Source organism: Paeniglutamicibacter psychrophenolicus (genome assembly GCF_017876575.1).
Taxonomy (GTDB): Bacteria; Actinomycetota; Actinomycetes; order Actinomycetales; family Micrococcaceae; genus Paeniglutamicibacter; species Paeniglutamicibacter psychrophenolicus.
The window spans coordinates 4,440,687-4,455,123 of sequence record NZ_JAGIOE010000001.1; the positions used below are offsets into that span (position 1 = coordinate 4,440,687).

A 14,437-nucleotide genomic window follows, 5' to 3' on the forward strand; every position below is an offset into this window, starting at 1 on the left:
CAGGCTGGTCCCCGGCACCGACTCAGGGTACGGTCCGGGCCGGAAGCGGCTTGATCGCCGGGCCTTGGATGACGGTTCCGTCGGTGGTGAAGCGGGAGCCGTGGCAGGGGCAGTCCCAGGTGGTGTCTGCGGGGTTGAATTCCACGGTGCACCCCTGGTGGGTGCAGATGGCCGAGACCGCGTGGACGACGCCACGGGTGTCCTTGTAGACGGCGGTGCTGGAGTCCCCTGCCTCGATGACCCCGCCCTGCCCGGGTGCCAGCTCTTCGCTGCTGCGGATGCCGGCCTGTTCCGCAGCAGGTCCGGCATCAGCTGCCACGGGGTCCCGCCCGGCGGAGGCTTCCTTGGTGCCCTCGGGGAGGGTGCGGTTGCTGTTGAACATCGCCGCCCACGGATTGTCCCGGCCCAGGATGGCATCGGTGAGGATCAATGCCGCGGCCGTCCCGTTGGTCAGCCCCCACTTGCGCAGCCCGGTGATGACGTAGAGGTGCCGGGCCTCGGGTGACATGGGACCGACATAGGGCAGTCCGTCGATGGGGATGCCGTCCTGAGTCGACCACCGGTAGGCGATGCTTGCCGCTCCGAGCTTCTCGCGGGTGAACGTGGCCAGCCGGCGGTACCGCTCGGCCGAGTCCCCCGGTTCCGAGGCCCGGTGGCCCTCCCCTCCGGCGAGCATGTAGTTCTTGCCGTCCACGGCGACCGTCAGGATGGAACGCATGGGTTCATCTACGCTGATGAATGTCGCATCCAGCGGTGCGGAGTCGATAAGTCCGGCGACAAGGTAGGAACGGTGGGCGTAACACCGCTCATCGAAACGGCCGTGGTCGCCGAAGGGCACGTTGGTCGCGACGATGACGTCGTTTGCCCTGATGCTGCCGTCCTCCAGGGTAACAACGCACGGGGAACCTTCCTGGATGTCCGCGGCACGCGACTGCTCAAAGACAAAGCTGCCCTCCCCCTGCACCGCCCGGGCCAGGCCCTGCAGGTACTTCACGGCATGGAGCTGCGCCTGCCCGTCAAACCGCACCGCGCCCTTGGTCTCGAAGGGCAGCGGGACCTCGGTGGTGAACGTGGCGGGAAGGCCCAGTTCTTTGGCCAGCTCCGCCTCGGCATGCACCTTGGCCAGCGCGTCGTCCGATTCGGCGTAGGTGTAGTTGGCGACGCGGCGGAAATCGCAGTCAATGCCTTCGGCTTCCACCACCGCGGAGATGTGGCGCAGCGCCGCCTCGTTGGCCTGGCCGTAGGCGCGGGCGGTGTCGACCCCGTGGCTCTCGCGCAGTCCCGTGTAGGCAAGCCGCTGCAAGGAGGTGACCTTGCCGGTGGTGTGGCCGGTGACCCCGGTTCCCACGCGGGCGGCCTCAACGACCGCAACGCTCCGGCCGGCGCGCTTGAGGGCCAGTGCCGCGGCCAACCCGGCGATGCCTCCGCCGATCACCGCGACGTCCACCTCCACGTCCCCGCGCAGGGGCGGATAATCGGTGGTACCGCCGGTGGCCACCCAGAGGGAGACGGGTTCGCCTTCGGGCCGTTCACTGTTCGCTGCGGTGGTCACGGCGTCTCCTTCGGGTTGCCCTGCACAATTGAATGGATTCCAGGTTGTCGCGGGCCCCGGGGTGTTCCGCCCCCGGCCCGATGGGTGCCGGGCCAAGCCCTTGCACCTCATCGATTTCCCCGGGCACGTGAACCGATCGCGGCCTTGACCCGATCATGGCCCTTGGCCAGGGGTTTATCAATGGCAGCCCTGCTCCAGGCGTTTTCTACGGAACTCGACCGACGATACGTCGAACCCCCTCTGGTTGAATCATGGCACTGGCGCTTTTGCTTCTCATTCTTGGCCTGCTGCATTCCATGCATGTTCCCGTACGCGCACATCAGGCGTAGGCTGAAACCATGAAAAGGCGCTTTTTGGCAACAGTTGATGCGGTCGCCCAAGCCGTTCGCGAGGGCCGCAAGGACAAAGGCTGGACCCAGGCGCAACTCGCCACCAACTCCGGCGTTGGTCGGCGCTTCATCGTGGAATTGGAAGCCGGACACATGCGTGCTGAGCTCGGCAAGGTCCTGGCGGTTCTTGAAGCCTTGGACATCCATGCAGTGGCGCTCCCATCAATCCCCAGCGGGAAACGCCTCGAAGACGTAGACCTGGAACAGGTGGTAAAGCGCTTTGGCTGAGCTCTACGCCTTCTTTGGCAGGACACCCATAGGGCTGTTCCACCAATTTGGCGGGCGAATCACCTTTGAGTACGCCCCCGGGTACACTGGAACGCCGCTGTCCCTATCCCTGCTGCCGAATGCCGTGCATGCCCCCGAAGCAGCCCTCGCCTACCTGGACAATTTGCTACCGGACCACACGGAAACCCGGGAACGTTGGGCCCGCGCGCGGAGCCTTTCCAGCGCGGACCCCTTCACGCTCCTATCTGCATACGGCGAAGACGTGGCCGGCGCAGTGTCGCTTTCTTCAGATCCCGGCCTGCCGCAGCGCGAAGCGGAACCATTGATCGAGGCCACCCAGGACGATATCGCCGAGCGCATCGCCTCGCTGCGCATCAATGACTCAAGCTGGTCCGACCCACGAGTAAAGCCCCGCATGTCCCTGGCAGGAATGCAGGGTAAGTTCACCTTAACGAAGATCGGCAACCGCTGGTTTTGGCCAACCTACGAAACCCCGTCGACACATATACTCAAACCCCCCTCGAAAAAACACCGTTCGATTGAACGGTTCGAAAGCTTGGGGCTCGAGTTGGCCAGAGCGGTGGGTATCGAGGCATCCCGTGCTGAAACGGTGGAGTTCTTGGGGCAACCAACGTTCATTGTCGAGCGATGGGACAGAGAACCTGGCCTCAGGCTACCGGCAGAGGACCTCAATCAATCCCTGGGGCGCCGCACCTCGGAAAAGTACGGTGTCCGGGCCTCCGAGGTTGCTCGCCTGCTTGCACGTTTTGGCATGGAAAAGCGCTTCGTTCGCCAACTGGCGTTCAACGTCGCCTTCGGGAATTCCGATGCACATGCGAAAAACTACTCGGTGCTTCTTGCCGGAGAGCAAGTACAGCTGGCTCCCCTTTACGACACCGTTCCTGTGCATTTCTGGCCGGAGTTCGAGAATACTTTTGCCATGTCCGTGGGTTCCGCTCAGCACCCGGCAGAACTGGTCGAGGACAATTGGAGGACCTTTGCCAAGGACTCGGGACTCGATGGGGACATGGTTTGCCACGAGGCGTTCACCGTCATGTCCAGGGTGGCCGAACGATATGAGGACATCTTTGGCGAAGGTGGCACCGATCAGGCCCGCATGCTGAAGCTTGCGAAGCATGTGAAGGTACTTCGCCGCGCCATCCCCCCACAACCTCCTCAATAAAGGTGGCCCTGGCGGCAACACCTTCGGCGGCAAGGAAGATCGAGAATGGACACAGGGGCGGAACTGCATCGCAGGCTCAACGGGTGGTGCAAGGAGCACCGTTACGGGGTGCGCAGCCGCAAGCAATGGAAAAACATGGCCTACGGAGCAGCCCATGACATGCACCAGGAACTTCTCGACCTGGGCTTTGCCCCGCTCAGTGACAGCCACCTACGCAGGATCGCGACCAACGCCGAGCAGTGGTGGTGGAAGCAGAACTCCCGTAGCGCCTATGGGCGGGCACGCGCACGCCACAGCAAAGGCAACCCGTTGAAGCCGACAGCCTTGGATGACGGCATCGAGTAGGCGGGAAGCCAGCATGAATAGGGTGCCAATACCGCGGAGCCAGGCAGGATGCCACATTCCGTATTTCATTTAGCCCGGCGTTTTCATGGGATGGGTTGTCATTAAGCGTCTCTAACGAGGAAAAGGTGAGCTGATCTGGGAAAATAGAGGTACCACACCTTATATTCCACCAGATCAGGACTCACCTTTTCGATGCTTAACGATACCCGTGTTTTCCCCGCCGTTCCCGCAACCCTGACCGGCCAGTCGCTGGTCTCCCACGCCGGGCTGAACGTGCTCACCTCCTTCCTGGACGCGACCGGCTTCGGTGCCCTGTGCGAGGACCGGCTCTCCCAGTTCGTCCCCGAACAGGCCATCCACCGGCCCGGCGGGATCCTGGGCCCGCTGGCGGTGATGCTCGCCGGTGGCGGGGAACACGTCACTGACCTCGACACCCTGCGCGACAGCCCCGGCTTGTTCGGCCCGACGCCCTCGAACGCGACCGTGTCCAGGTTCGTGGCGCGTGCCGCCGAATCACCGGAGGCCTACGCCCACGGCTTCGCCACCCTCACCAAGGCCCTGCGCTCCAGGATCTGGGAAGCCTCCGGCCCACGGAACCCCGCCATCCTGGCCACTAGGCTGGACCCGCTGATCATCGATCTGGACGCGACCCTGGTGAATTCCCACTCCGAGAAGGAATGGGCCGCAGGCGACTTCAAGGGCGGGTTCGGTCACGCCCCCTTCGTCGCCAGCCTCGACTACGGCAGGAGCAACGGCAACGGCGAGGTCCTTGTCGCGGAACTGCGGGCCGGCAACAAGGGCGCTAACTCGGCAACGGACCACATCCGCGTGCTCGACAAGGCCCTGGACCAGCTCCCCGATGCGATGCGCGACCAGCAGGGGGAACTGGCCGCCGAGAAGATCCTGGTGCGCACCGACAGCGCCGGGGCCAGCCGCGAGTTCCTGCACCACCTGCACGACAGGGGGCTGCAGTTCTCCACCTCCTACGCCCTGCCGGTCCCCAACGAGCGGTTCATCCACTGGATCAACGACAAGACCCTGTGGGAGCGGGTCGTGGAGCAGGACGGGTACGAACGCCGCGACGCCTGGGTCATCGACGCAACCCAGGTCATAAAACTGAAGGATTACCCGCCAGGAACGCGCCTGTACCTCCGTGCCGAGCCGTTGCATCCCGGGGCGCAGGCCAGCCTGTTCGACGTGGACGGGCACCGGGTGACCGCGTTCCTCACCAACGCCCCGCGCTGGAACGTGGCGTTCCTCGACGCCCGGCACCGGGCCCGCGGGCGGTGCGAAAACCGCATCAAGACGCTCAAGAACAGCGGTATGGGGAAGCTGCCCTTCTTCGGGATCTCGGCGAACCAGCTGTGGACTGACCTCGCGGTGCTCGCCATGAACCTCGTGGCGTGGATGCCGTTGGCGATCCTGCCCGCCGGGCATGACGCCGGTTCCTGGGACATGAAACGCTGGCGCTACCGGTTGTTTTCGATCGCCGGGAAAATCATCAGCAGCGCGCGGCGGAAACGGCTGCTGATCCCGCAATCCGCACCCGAATCGCCGCTGCTGATCGCGCTCCTGGATGGGACCGCCCGTCTGCGCCAGCGCTGGCGGCAGGGGCACCTCGCGGCATAAGGACCCATGCCGCGAGAACCCCCTTCGAGAGAAAGAACAAGCCCTTTTCGGGAGTGGAACCCGACGCCCGGACCGGTGGCAGGTCTTCTTGCCGTGCCCGGAAACCGGTCGGGCCGCCGAATCCGGGAAAACCATGGATCCAGCGGCCCACCGGCATCACATGAAAAATCCGGGTTAGTCAGCCAAGGGAGCTTCGGAGTTCTCCTTGTCAGGCAACTCATGTGTCGACCCTTGAACTGCCTCCGGGCCCCATTCCAGAGTCACTTTGAGTTCCTGGCCCCAAGCGTAATCAGTTGTGAGACGCTGCGCTTGCCCCAAGACGATGCTCGGTGCAATACCCAGCTCGGATGCAAGTCCACGAACGGCTGCAATATTTCGACTTCGTGGAAGCCGATCTTGGAACGCAGCAGGGATCAGCGTTCTTGAAGCGAAAGCATCGGCTTCGGTCTCTGCAGTGTCGCGTGCACCTTGAACGAACACTCTTTTGTCACCGTGCAGCAGCACATGCCCCAGTTCATGGAAGAGCGTGAACCACAGTTGGTCATCTTTCTTGCCACGCACCGAAAGCTGCACCAGCGGATGACCGGCGATCCATCGGGTTGCTCCATGCACTCCGAACCCCGGGATCGGAGGGATCAAGCACATCGCGATGCCGACTTGCCCCAACAAGATCGTGGCTTCGTCAACCGCTGCAACCGGGTCGGGTGCAGCGGTGAGCGCACGTAGTTGTGGCAATAACGTCTGCAACCCGGACTTGTTATATTCCGGAAGATCGTTGCGCGGGAAGTGCCGCTCACCGAGAGCCAGCCAGGTGGCAAGCTCTCGGGTCTTGTCGTTCCCGAGCGTGGCCTTGCGATAGGCCACCTTGCCGTGAACCCATGTGGCGTCGAAAGCATCGAGGTCTGCAATGCCCAGGAGCGAGAGCAACTGACTGACCGTGCCCACGCGATCACGGGCCGGGGCTGTGATGAACTTCCACTTCCGCAGGTACGCGAGAGGGAATGCCTTGGCGCACTCATATTGCGCAGCAAGCTCGTAGGCTTCGGAGACTCGAGCGAGGTCGCTTCGGTAACCGGACTCATACAGGTTCCAGATCCGGGCCGCGATATTGGTCACGCGTTCAAGGCCCAAGGCAAGGGCTGGCCTGAGAGGTGCCTTGCCGGAGAGCAGTTCGGAGACGTGCTTGGGAGTAACTCCAAGGCGGCGGGCCAGCTCCGCCGCATTGATGCCTTCGTCTTCCATCCACTCGTCGAGGTGGTCACCGGTGGAGACGATGTAATCGGGGGTACTCATTGCTCTGCTCCTCTCTGCAGCTAGTGGTAGTCAACGATCTCAACGACAAGGACCGCAATTCGGCCATTTTCCTCGGTCTGGATGATAAGCCGCCAATTCGCGGTCAGCCTGCCAGACCACTGCCCCGCGCGGTCTCCTTTGAGTTCTTCCCATTTGCCTCCCATGAGCAATAGGTCAGACAGGTCCGCGGCCCTTCGAAGGTCGTCAAGGCGTAGTTTGAGCCGCTTTGCACGGTCGGGGCCGAGCTTGCGCTGCATGTGGCTTGCTTCGGTGCATTGGCGCTCAAGCTCGCAACTCGCATAGTTCAACTCCATAGTATTACCTAAATCGTAACACTTTTAGAGTAGGGCTGACGGCGTTTTTCGGCAATTGCCATCCCTCGAATCGTGTTCTCAGCATGCGGGAAAGGCCCAGACGCTGCCCGAACAGCGAATCACGCTGGCTGGACGCGCCCGCTACCCTCCGGATCACTATAAGGGCCATCGCCCACACTTTGATTCACTATCTTCGGCGTTGAGTAGAGCCGAGGCTCCCGGCAGCTTGCGCTTGCCCTTCCGCTCCGGGCCGAATGGGCTCCAGCAGGACGCTGCAAGCTCGTACTACCTTCAATACGCACGCGAGCGATTCCTACGTACCTACCCGAAAGGCAGGAGCCGTTCAATGCATTTTCGCGCTAAACGGCTCCTGCCTCGAACAAGTCGGAATCTACTATTCGCGCTCAGGCTCAGTTCCGGCAACGCCGCGTTCAGCGTCTTTCGCATATGAGCGGTACCGGTACAAATCAACAACCACGCAGAAGAGGTTGTGTCGGATCGACAACTCGGTACCCTGCAGCGCCGGCGCTATGGTGAAGAACTGTTTGCCTGGGCCCGAGGCCAACCCAAAGTTCTGTGTGCTGATTTCGCTGGCCATGACGAAGGGAATTCTTTGACAGTACGGCCACTTTCGGCATGCCAAGTCTTCGATGGCGCTTCCCAATCAGCTATCAAAGGAAGTTGCCGGGCCGACTCTCTTCAACCGTCTTGAGCTCATTCGCCCGATGTAAAAGAGCAAAAGTGCAAAAAGGCTAAATAAAATAACGGATTCAGTTTTCAAGTCAGGAGGAAAAAATACAAAGGCAATCACAACCAAGGCCGCTTGGCTAAATGCGGCAAACTCCCATGAACGCTCCCGGCGCTTTCTGTCCGCCGTGGCCCGCTCCCGGATTCCTGCGGCAACCTCTGCCTCCACCAGTCCCTGTAGCTTCGGCCCCATCGAGATCCGTCTCGCGTGGAGAGCTGCCAGTCGCTCGATCACTTCGATGCGCTTCATTTGCGGGTCGCGAAACAACGATATGAAGGCAGGACCCAGCCACGCGGACACTACCGCGACCAGCACCGCAGCGAAAATTTCCCACATGGAAACCCCTAATGAAGAAACCATCCAGATCCCACTACCCCACTAACCTTGAACAGAGAAGCAAAAATGATCCAGCCATGTCGGCGTTCCTTGACTCAAGATGACATAGGACGTTGCCGCGAAATGACACTGCGACGCCCCCTGAGCCTTTCTTTGAAGTTACTCGCTACTTGCCAACCAGCTCCGAATCGAGGGCCTCGCGCTCGGCGATCTTGGCGCTGCTGCGGCGCCAGTAGGCGGCGATGACCGCTCCGGAGAGGTTGTGCCAGACCGAGAACACGGCACCGGGCAGTGCGGCTTCCGGCGTGAAGTAGGTCTTGGCCAAGCCGGAGGCCAGGCCGGAGTTCTGCATGCCGACCTCGATGGCCATGGTCCGTCGGGTGGCGATGGGCTGCTTGAAAAGCTTCGCGGTTCCGTAGCCCAGGGCCACACCGCCGGCATTGTGCAGGATGACGGCCAGCAGGATCAGCGCACCTGCGCTGAAGATGGCGGCGGCACTGCCGGCCACCACGATGAGCACCACTCCGGTGATGGCGATGACCGAGACCCAGGGAAGGGCCGGGAGCACCTTGGCGACCAAGCGCGGCAGGATCACCCGGAGCACCAGACCCAGGACCACGGGGATGAGCACGATCTGCACGATCGACTTGGCCATCGACCCGGCGTCAACCGGCAGGTACTGTCCGGCCAGCCACAGTGTCAGCAACGGGGTAAAGATGGGTGCCAGCAGGGTGGAAATCGAGGTCATGGTCACCGAGAGCGCGACGTCTCCCTTGGCCAGATAGGTCACCACGTTCGAGGCGGTGCCGCCCGGTGCGCAACCAACCAGGATGACGCCGGCGGCCAGTGCCGGGGGCAGCTGCAGCAGCATCGAGATGCCAAGGCCAAGCAGCGGCATGATCACGTACTGCGCCACCACGCCCAGCAGCACCGGCAGCGGCTTGCGCACTACCAGTGCGAAGTCGGGAAGCGTCAAGGTCAGGCCCATGCCGAACATGATGACCATGAGCAAGGGGTTGATGGCCTTGGAGAATCCGCTGAAGGTTTCCGGGGAGAGCAGGGCGAACGCCCCGCCGGCCAGGACCAGCAGCGGGAAGAGAGTCACGGCAATCTTGGCGCTGCGCTCTTCGGCATCCAGTCCGGGCTTTGGTTGTACGTTTCGATCAGTTAACATGAATAGATCGTGGCAAACTGATCAATCGCTGTCCATTTGTGACAACAATTCGTTCATCGCTTGCCATTCATCGCAAACCACCTACCGCTTATCGCGGCATCGCGGCTTCATTTGCTTCACGAATTTCCCGCCGTCTTCGTCCCGGACGGGATTGCGGTGGTCCCTCCCCAGCCCCCTCAGACCTTCACAAGGGACCACCGCAAGTCTTTTTATCGTGCCCCGGCGTATTGGCGCGAGGCGTTCCGGGCTGCGGCCAGTCCGACCTCCAGGTCGGCGATGAGGTCCTCGACCTGTTCGATTCCGACGCTCAGGCGCACCAGGTTCCTCGGCACGGCCAGCGGGGTGCCGACCACCGAGGCATGGGTCATTTCCGCCGAGTAGCAAACCAACGACTCGACCCCGCCCAGGGACACCGAGAGCGCAAAGAGCTTCATTGATTCGGCAAAGGCCCGGGCCGCGGTCTCCCCTCCGGCAAACAGGATCGAGACGATCCCGCCGAAGCCGTTGGACTGCGTCTTGGCCAGTTCGTGGCCGGGGTGCGATTCCAGGCCCGGGTACAGGACGGTTTCGACTTCCTCGCGGGTGCCCAGCCAGTCGGTAAGGGTTGCTGCGTTGGAGCAGTGGCGTTCCATGCGCAGCCCCAGGGTCTTCAGCCCGCGGGCGGCCAGGAAACAGTCCTGCGGCCCGGCCACCGCTCCGCCGGCGAATTGCTGGAAGCCCACGGACTGAGCCAGTTCCTCGCCGCGGAATTCCTTCCGGGCCACGATCACCGCGCCCCCGAGCACATCCGAGTGCCCGCCGATGTACTTGGTGGTCGAGTGCACCACGGCGTCCGCGCCCAGGGACAGCGGGCGTTGCAGGAACGGGGTGGCGAAGGTGTTGTCCACGACCAGCAGGGCACCCGCAGCATGGGCGATCCTCGCCCAGCCCGCCACGTCCGCGATGCCCAGCAGCGGGTTGGACGGGGTTTCGACCCAGAGCAGCGCGGTCTTTCCCGGCTGGACGGCCGCTGCGACGGCGTCCAGGTCGGTGATGTCCACCGGGGTGTTGGTGATCCCCCATTTGCCGTGCAGGCGGTTGATCAGCCGGTTGGTTCCGCCGTAGCCGTCGGCACCGAGGACGATGTGGTCACCGGGTGCCAGCACCGCGCGCAGCAGCGCGTCCTCGGCGGCGATCCCCGATGCGAATGCGAAGCCCGCGTGTCCGCCCTCCAGGGCGGTGAGCTGGGTTTCGAATCCGTTGCGGGTCGGGTTGGAGCCCCGGGAGTACTCGTGCCCGTTGCGCAGCACGTTGATCCCGTCCTGCACGAAGGTGCTGGTCTGGTAGATCGGCGGGATGACGGCCCCGGTGAGCGGATCGGGCGCCTGGCCCGCGTGGATGGCTTGGGTGTTGAAACCCTGGTGGCTGGTGGTTCCCATGATGCTGCTCCCTGGTCCCTAGGCGTTGACGGTTTCGCGCGGCGCGTTGGCCACGGTTTCGGTGGTGTTGTTTTGGCCCAGGGCGTCGAGCCCGGCGGTGAGGTCGGCGATCAAATCGGCGGCGTCCTCGAGTCCCACCGAGAGGCGCAGCGTACCCGGTGCGATGCCTGCGGCTTCAAGCTGCGCATCGTTGAGCCGGCAGTGGGTCATCGCGGCCGGGTGCACGACCAGCGAGCGGGCGTCCCCGATGTTGGCGGCCAGGGCGAAGAGCTTCAGCGAATCGACCAGTTGCGGCACCGCTGCCGGATCCTTGAGGTCAAAGGAAAACACGCAGCCGGTGCCATTCGGGAAGTGTTCCTTGGCCAGCTCGTGGTCCTGGTGGGTGGGCACCGAGGGGTGGTGCACCCGGGCCACGGCCGGGTGCGCTCCCAGGGCCTTGACCAGTTCCAGCACGTTGGACTGGGCCTTGGCCACGCGCAGCGAGAGCGTCTCGATGCCGGTGAGGATGGAGCTTGCCGAGGCCGCCGAGAGAGTGGGGCCCAGATCGTGCAGGAACTTTGAGCGTGCGAGCATCAGGTAGGCCTTGGCTCCGTAGCGCCCCAGCAGCGAATCTCCGTAGTAACGCGCCTTGGGTCCGGCGATCTGCGGCCAGCGTGCGGCATCGGTGAAATCGAAGGTGCCGGCGTCAATGACCAGTCCCCCAAGAACCGATCCGTGGCCGGACAGGGCCTTGGTTGCGGAGTGCACCACGATGTCGGCGCCGAACTCGATGGGCCGGTAGGCGGCCGGGGTGGCCAGGGTGTTGTCCACGACCACCGGGATCCCGGCGGCGTGGGCCAGATCGGTGATGGCGCGCAGATCCACCAGGGTGGCCAGCGGGTTGGAGACCGACTCGAGCAGGAATCCGCGGGTCTTCTCGGTGATGGCCGCCGCCCAGTTGGCGGGGTCCTCCGGGTCGACGAACGTGACGGTGATGCCGAAGTCGGCGAAGGTGTCGGTGAGCAGGTCGACGGTGCCGCCGTAGAGCTTGGACGAGGCAACCAGGTGGTTGGGTCCCTGCAGCAGCGCCAGCAGGGACAGCGCGACGGCCGCCTGCCCGGTGGCCGTGGCGATTGCACCGATCCCGCCTTCCAGGGCGGCGGCGCGCTCCTCGAGCACCGCGACCGTGGGGTTGCCGGTGCGCGAGTAGGTGAAGCCCGGCTCCTTGAGCGAGAAGAGCTTTGCCGCGGTGGCGTAGTCGGGGAATTGGTAGGCCGCGGTGTTGTAGATCGGCACGGTCATGGGTCGGTGTTCTCCCGCCGGGGAGTACCCGGCGTGGATTTCGGTGGTGGCGCTTTGCCAGGAGCTGGAGGCCATGATCGTGCCTTTCGGGCCGAGAGAGGAAGAAGTGCGTGTTAGGGGAGGGTGTGCGGGTGCGGCACCGAATGGCTCGGTGCCGCACCCGCACACCCGAGTGCAAGCTAGACCGCGACGCCCAGGGTGGCGCGGGCGGCGACGGCGGCGGAGACCAGGTTGGCCAGCGAGGCCTCGGTCTCGGCGTAGCCGCGGGTCTTCAGTCCGCAGTCCGGGTTGATCCACAGCGCCTTGGGATCCAGCGAACCCAGGGCGATGTCGATGAGCTCGGCGACTTCCTCGGTGGAGGGAACGCGCGGGGAGTGGATGTCGTACACGCCCGGGCCGATGCCGCGGGAGTAGCCGTAGCTGGTCAGATCCGCGGTGACCTCCATGCGGGAACGGGCGGCCTCGATCGAGGTGACATCTGCATCCAGTGCGTCGATGGCCTCGATGATTTCGCCGAATTCCGAGTAGCACAGGTGGGTGTGGATCTGGGTGGCGTCCACCGCGCCGGCGGTGGCCAGACGGAAGGAGTCAACGCTCCAGCCCAGGTACTTGGGCTGGTCCGCGGCGCGCAGCGGCAGCAGCTCGCGCAGCGCCGGCTCGTCGACCTGGATGATGCCGATTCCTGCGGCCTGCAGGTCCGCGATCTCGTCGCGCAGCGCCAGGGCGACCTGGTTGGCGGAGATGGACAGTGGCTGGTCGTCGCGGATGAAGCTCCAGGCCAGGATGGTCACCGGTCCGGTGAGCATGCCCTTGAGCGGCTTGTTGGTCAACGAGGCGGCGTAGGAGATCCACGGGACGGTGAAGGCCGCCGGACGGGAGACATCTCCCCAGAGGATCGAGGGACGGGTGGCGCGCGATCCGTAGGACTGCACCCAGCCGTTCTCGGTCTCGGAGAAGCCGTCGAAGTTCTCGGCGAAGTACTGGACCATGTCGTTGCGCTCGGCCTCGCCGTGCACCAGCACGTCCAGGCCCAGCTTTTCCTGCAGCTCGACCACGCGGGTGATTTCCGCCTTGAGGAAGCCCTCGTAGCCGGCGTCGTCCAGGGTGCCGGCCTTGTGGGCGGCGCGGGCGGTGCGGACCTCGGTGGTCTGCGGGAAGGAACCGATGGTGGTGGTCGGCAGCGGCGGCAGCGCCAGGGCCGCCTCCTGTGCTTCCTTGCGGGTCTGCGCATCCGAGCGGGAGAAGTCGGCGGTGGTCAGGTTGGCCAGGCGCTCGCGCACCGCGGCGACGGTGGTCCCGGCGAAGCCGGCTCGGTGGGCGATGGCCGATTCGGCGGCCGAGAGCTCGGCGGCGATCGCCGATTCACCCTCGGAAAGGCCCTTGGCCAGGGTGATGACCTCGGCGACCTTCTGGTTGGCGAAGGCGAGCCATTCGGGAAGGTGGGCCGGAAGGTTGGCTTCCAGGGCGACATCGTGCGGGACGTGCTGCAGCGAGGTGGCGGTGCCCACGGCCAGGGCGCCGTTGGCCTTTTCGACCTCGGTGCGCAGGGACTTGAGGATGTCCAGCGAGGCGGAGAGGTTGTTGCGCCAGATGTTGCGCGAGTCCACGATTCCGGCCACCAGGGTGGAGCCGGCCAGCTCGCCGAGGAATTCGGCGGTCGGGAGGGCACCGCGGACCAGGTCGGCGTGCACGGCCTCGACACCGGCGCGGGCCAGCAGGCCCTGGGTGGCACCCGGGCGGGTCGGTTCCCCGGCGGTGCCGTAGCCGAAGGTGACCAGCAGTGCCGGTCGTTCGGTGGCGGCTGCGAGCTTGGTGTAGACGGTCTCGGCGAGTGCGCCGGGAACTGCCAGCTCGGCGCCACGGTCGGTGACCAGGCCCGGCTCGTCCAGCTGCACCCACGGTGCTCCGGCGGCGGCGAGCTCGGCGAGGATCTGTGCGTAGGCTGCCACGACCTCATCGATGCGGGTCAGCGGGTCGAAGCCGGCGGCTGCGCCGTCCTCGGCCTTGGCCAGCAGCAGGTAGCTGATCGGGCCGACCAGGGTGGGGCGGATGGTGGTGCCGTTGGCGGCGTGCGCCTTGAAGTTTTCGACAAGCACCGTGGCGTTGGCCTTGATCGGGGTGGTTTCGCCGATTTCCGGGACCAGGTAGTGGTAGTTGGTGTCGAACCACTTGGTCATTTCCAGCGGGGCGCGGGATTCGTCGCCGCGGGCCAGGATGAAGGAGGCGGCGGTGTCGATGGCGCCGTTGGCATCGGCCAGGTCGGCAAAGCGGGTGGGCAGGGCCGAGAGCGCGAGCGTGGCGTCCAGGACCTGGTCGTAGTAGGCGAAGTCGCCGGGCAGCGAGGCGTCGTCGGGCTTCAGGCCCAGGGCGGCAAGCTTGGAAAGGTTGGCCTTCTGCAACTGCAGGGCAGCGGCGTGCAGCGTGGCCTCGTCGGTCTTCCGGGCCCAGTGGGCCTCAAGGGCCTTCTTCAGTTCGCGGTTCGGCCCGATGCGCGGGTAGCCGAGGACGGATGCGGCGGGGAAGGTTGGCTTCGACATGGTGGATCTC

General features: G+C 64.5%; 13 protein-coding genes. 4 read left to right on the forward strand and 9 right to left on the reverse strand.

What is annotated here, in order from left to right; genetic code table 11:
* Positions 1–22 precede the first annotated feature (22 nt).
* Positions 23–1,552: an FAD-dependent oxidoreductase gene (locus JOF46_RS19940; protein WP_342592519.1), complete on the reverse strand. Its 1,530-nt coding sequence runs from the start codon at positions 1,550–1,552 to the stop codon at positions 23–25.
* Positions 1,553–1,890: 338 nt separating this feature from the next.
* Between JOF46_RS19940 and JOF46_RS19945 the strand changes: the two genes are divergently transcribed.
* The 4 genes from JOF46_RS19945 to JOF46_RS19960 all read left to right on the forward strand — a co-directional run bounded on the left by JOF46_RS19945 (position 1,891) and on the right by JOF46_RS19960 (position 5,326).
* Positions 1,891–2,169, forward strand: a complete 279-nt coding sequence (locus tag JOF46_RS19945; protein WP_209910546.1) for a type II toxin-antitoxin system Y4mF family antitoxin — start codon at positions 1,891–1,893, stop codon at positions 2,167–2,169.
* Positions 2,162–3,352, forward strand: a complete 1,191-nt coding sequence (locus JOF46_RS19950) for a HipA domain-containing protein (RefSeq protein ID WP_209910549.1) — start codon at positions 2,162–2,164, stop codon at positions 3,350–3,352. The genes JOF46_RS19945 and JOF46_RS19950 overlap by 8 nt, the downstream gene beginning before the upstream one ends.
* 45 nt (positions 3,353–3,397) lie before the next feature.
* Positions 3,398–3,697 carry a hypothetical protein gene (locus tag JOF46_RS19955; RefSeq protein ID WP_209910552.1) on the forward strand — a complete coding sequence of 100 codons (300 nt, stop codon included), beginning with the start codon at positions 3,398–3,400 and terminating at the stop codon, positions 3,695–3,697.
* 192 nt (positions 3,698–3,889) lie between these two features.
* Positions 3,890–5,326, forward strand: coding sequence for an IS1380 family transposase (locus JOF46_RS19960; RefSeq protein ID WP_209910554.1), 1,437 nt, complete (start codon positions 3,890–3,892; stop codon positions 5,324–5,326).
* Positions 5,327–5,500: 174 nt separating this feature from the next.
* Here JOF46_RS19960 and JOF46_RS19965 read toward each other — a convergent pair whose 3' ends face one another.
* From JOF46_RS19965 to metE, 8 genes are all read right to left on the reverse strand, one after another.
* On the reverse strand, positions 5,501–6,619 hold the full coding sequence (locus JOF46_RS19965) for an ImmA/IrrE family metallo-endopeptidase (RefSeq protein ID WP_209910557.1): 1,119 nt from the start codon (positions 6,617–6,619) through the stop codon (positions 5,501–5,503).
* 20 nt (positions 6,620–6,639) lie between these two features.
* Positions 6,640–6,933, reverse strand: a complete 294-nt coding sequence (locus JOF46_RS19970) for a type II toxin-antitoxin system RelE/ParE family toxin (protein WP_209910560.1) — start codon at positions 6,931–6,933, stop codon at positions 6,640–6,642.
* Between the two features lie 394 nt (positions 6,934–7,327).
* The gene (locus JOF46_RS19975; RefSeq protein WP_209910563.1) at positions 7,328–7,531 is read right to left on the reverse strand and encodes a hypothetical protein; all 204 of its coding nucleotides are present in this window, start codon (positions 7,529–7,531) and stop codon (positions 7,328–7,330) included.
* A 66-nt stretch (positions 7,532–7,597) separates the two neighbouring features.
* A complete protein-coding gene (locus JOF46_RS19980) occupies positions 7,598–8,017 on the reverse strand; it encodes a hypothetical protein (RefSeq protein WP_209910565.1) in 420 nt (139 codons plus the stop codon).
* Positions 8,018–8,183: 166 nt separating this feature from the next.
* A complete protein-coding gene (locus tag JOF46_RS19985) occupies positions 8,184–9,191 on the reverse strand; it encodes a bile acid:sodium symporter family protein (protein WP_209910568.1) in 1,008 nt (335 codons plus the stop codon).
* A gap of 209 nt (positions 9,192–9,400) precedes the next feature.
* A complete protein-coding gene (locus tag JOF46_RS19990) occupies positions 9,401–10,609 on the reverse strand; it encodes a cystathionine gamma-synthase (protein WP_209910570.1) in 1,209 nt (402 codons plus the stop codon).
* A gap of 18 nt (positions 10,610–10,627) precedes the next feature.
* Complete coding sequence (locus tag JOF46_RS19995; protein WP_209910573.1) at positions 10,628–11,965, reverse strand: O-acetylhomoserine aminocarboxypropyltransferase/cysteine synthase family protein; 1,338 nt, start codon at positions 11,963–11,965, stop codon at positions 10,628–10,630.
* Positions 11,966–12,069: 104 nt separating this feature from the next.
* The gene (gene metE, locus JOF46_RS20000; RefSeq protein WP_209910576.1) at positions 12,070–14,427 is read right to left on the reverse strand and encodes a 5-methyltetrahydropteroyltriglutamate--homocysteine S-methyltransferase; all 2,358 of its coding nucleotides are present in this window, start codon (positions 14,425–14,427) and stop codon (positions 12,070–12,072) included.
* Positions 14,428–14,437 lie beyond the last annotated feature (10 nt).

Bases quoted from the DNA above. Each gene is read 5' to 3' on its own strand.
- JOF46_RS19945 (WP_209910546.1), top strand. From the start codon at position 1,891: ATGAAAAGGCGCTTTTTGGCAACAGTTGATGCGGTCGCCCAAGCCGTT.
- JOF46_RS19955 (WP_209910552.1), top strand. From the start codon at position 3,398: ATGGACACAGGGGCGGAACTGCATCGCAGGCTCAACGGGTGGTGCAAG.
- JOF46_RS19960 (WP_209910554.1), top strand. From the start codon at position 3,890: ATGCTTAACGATACCCGTGTTTTCCCCGCCGTTCCCGCAACCCTGACC.
- JOF46_RS19965 (WP_209910557.1), bottom strand. From the start codon at position 6,619: ATGAGTACCCCCGATTACATCGTCTCCACCGGTGACCACCTCGACGAG.
- JOF46_RS19970 (WP_209910560.1), bottom strand. From the start codon at position 6,933: ATGGAGTTGAACTATGCGAGTTGCGAGCTTGAGCGCCAATGCACCGAA.
- JOF46_RS19975 (WP_209910563.1), bottom strand. From the start codon at position 7,531: ATGGCCAGCGAAATCAGCACACAGAACTTTGGGTTGGCCTCGGGCCCA.
- JOF46_RS19980 (WP_209910565.1), bottom strand. From the start codon at position 8,017: ATGTGGGAAATTTTCGCTGCGGTGCTGGTCGCGGTAGTGTCCGCGTGG.
- JOF46_RS19985 (WP_209910568.1), bottom strand. From the start codon at position 9,191: ATGTTAACTGATCGAAACGTACAACCAAAGCCCGGACTGGATGCCGAA.
- JOF46_RS19990 (WP_209910570.1), bottom strand. From the start codon at position 10,609: ATGGGAACCACCAGCCACCAGGGTTTCAACACCCAAGCCATCCACGCG.
- JOF46_RS19995 (WP_209910573.1), bottom strand. From the start codon at position 11,965: ATGGCCTCCAGCTCCTGGCAAAGCGCCACCACCGAAATCCACGCCGGG.
- metE (WP_209910576.1), bottom strand. From the start codon at position 14,427: ATGTCGAAGCCAACCTTCCCCGCCGCATCCGTCCTCGGCTACCCGCGC.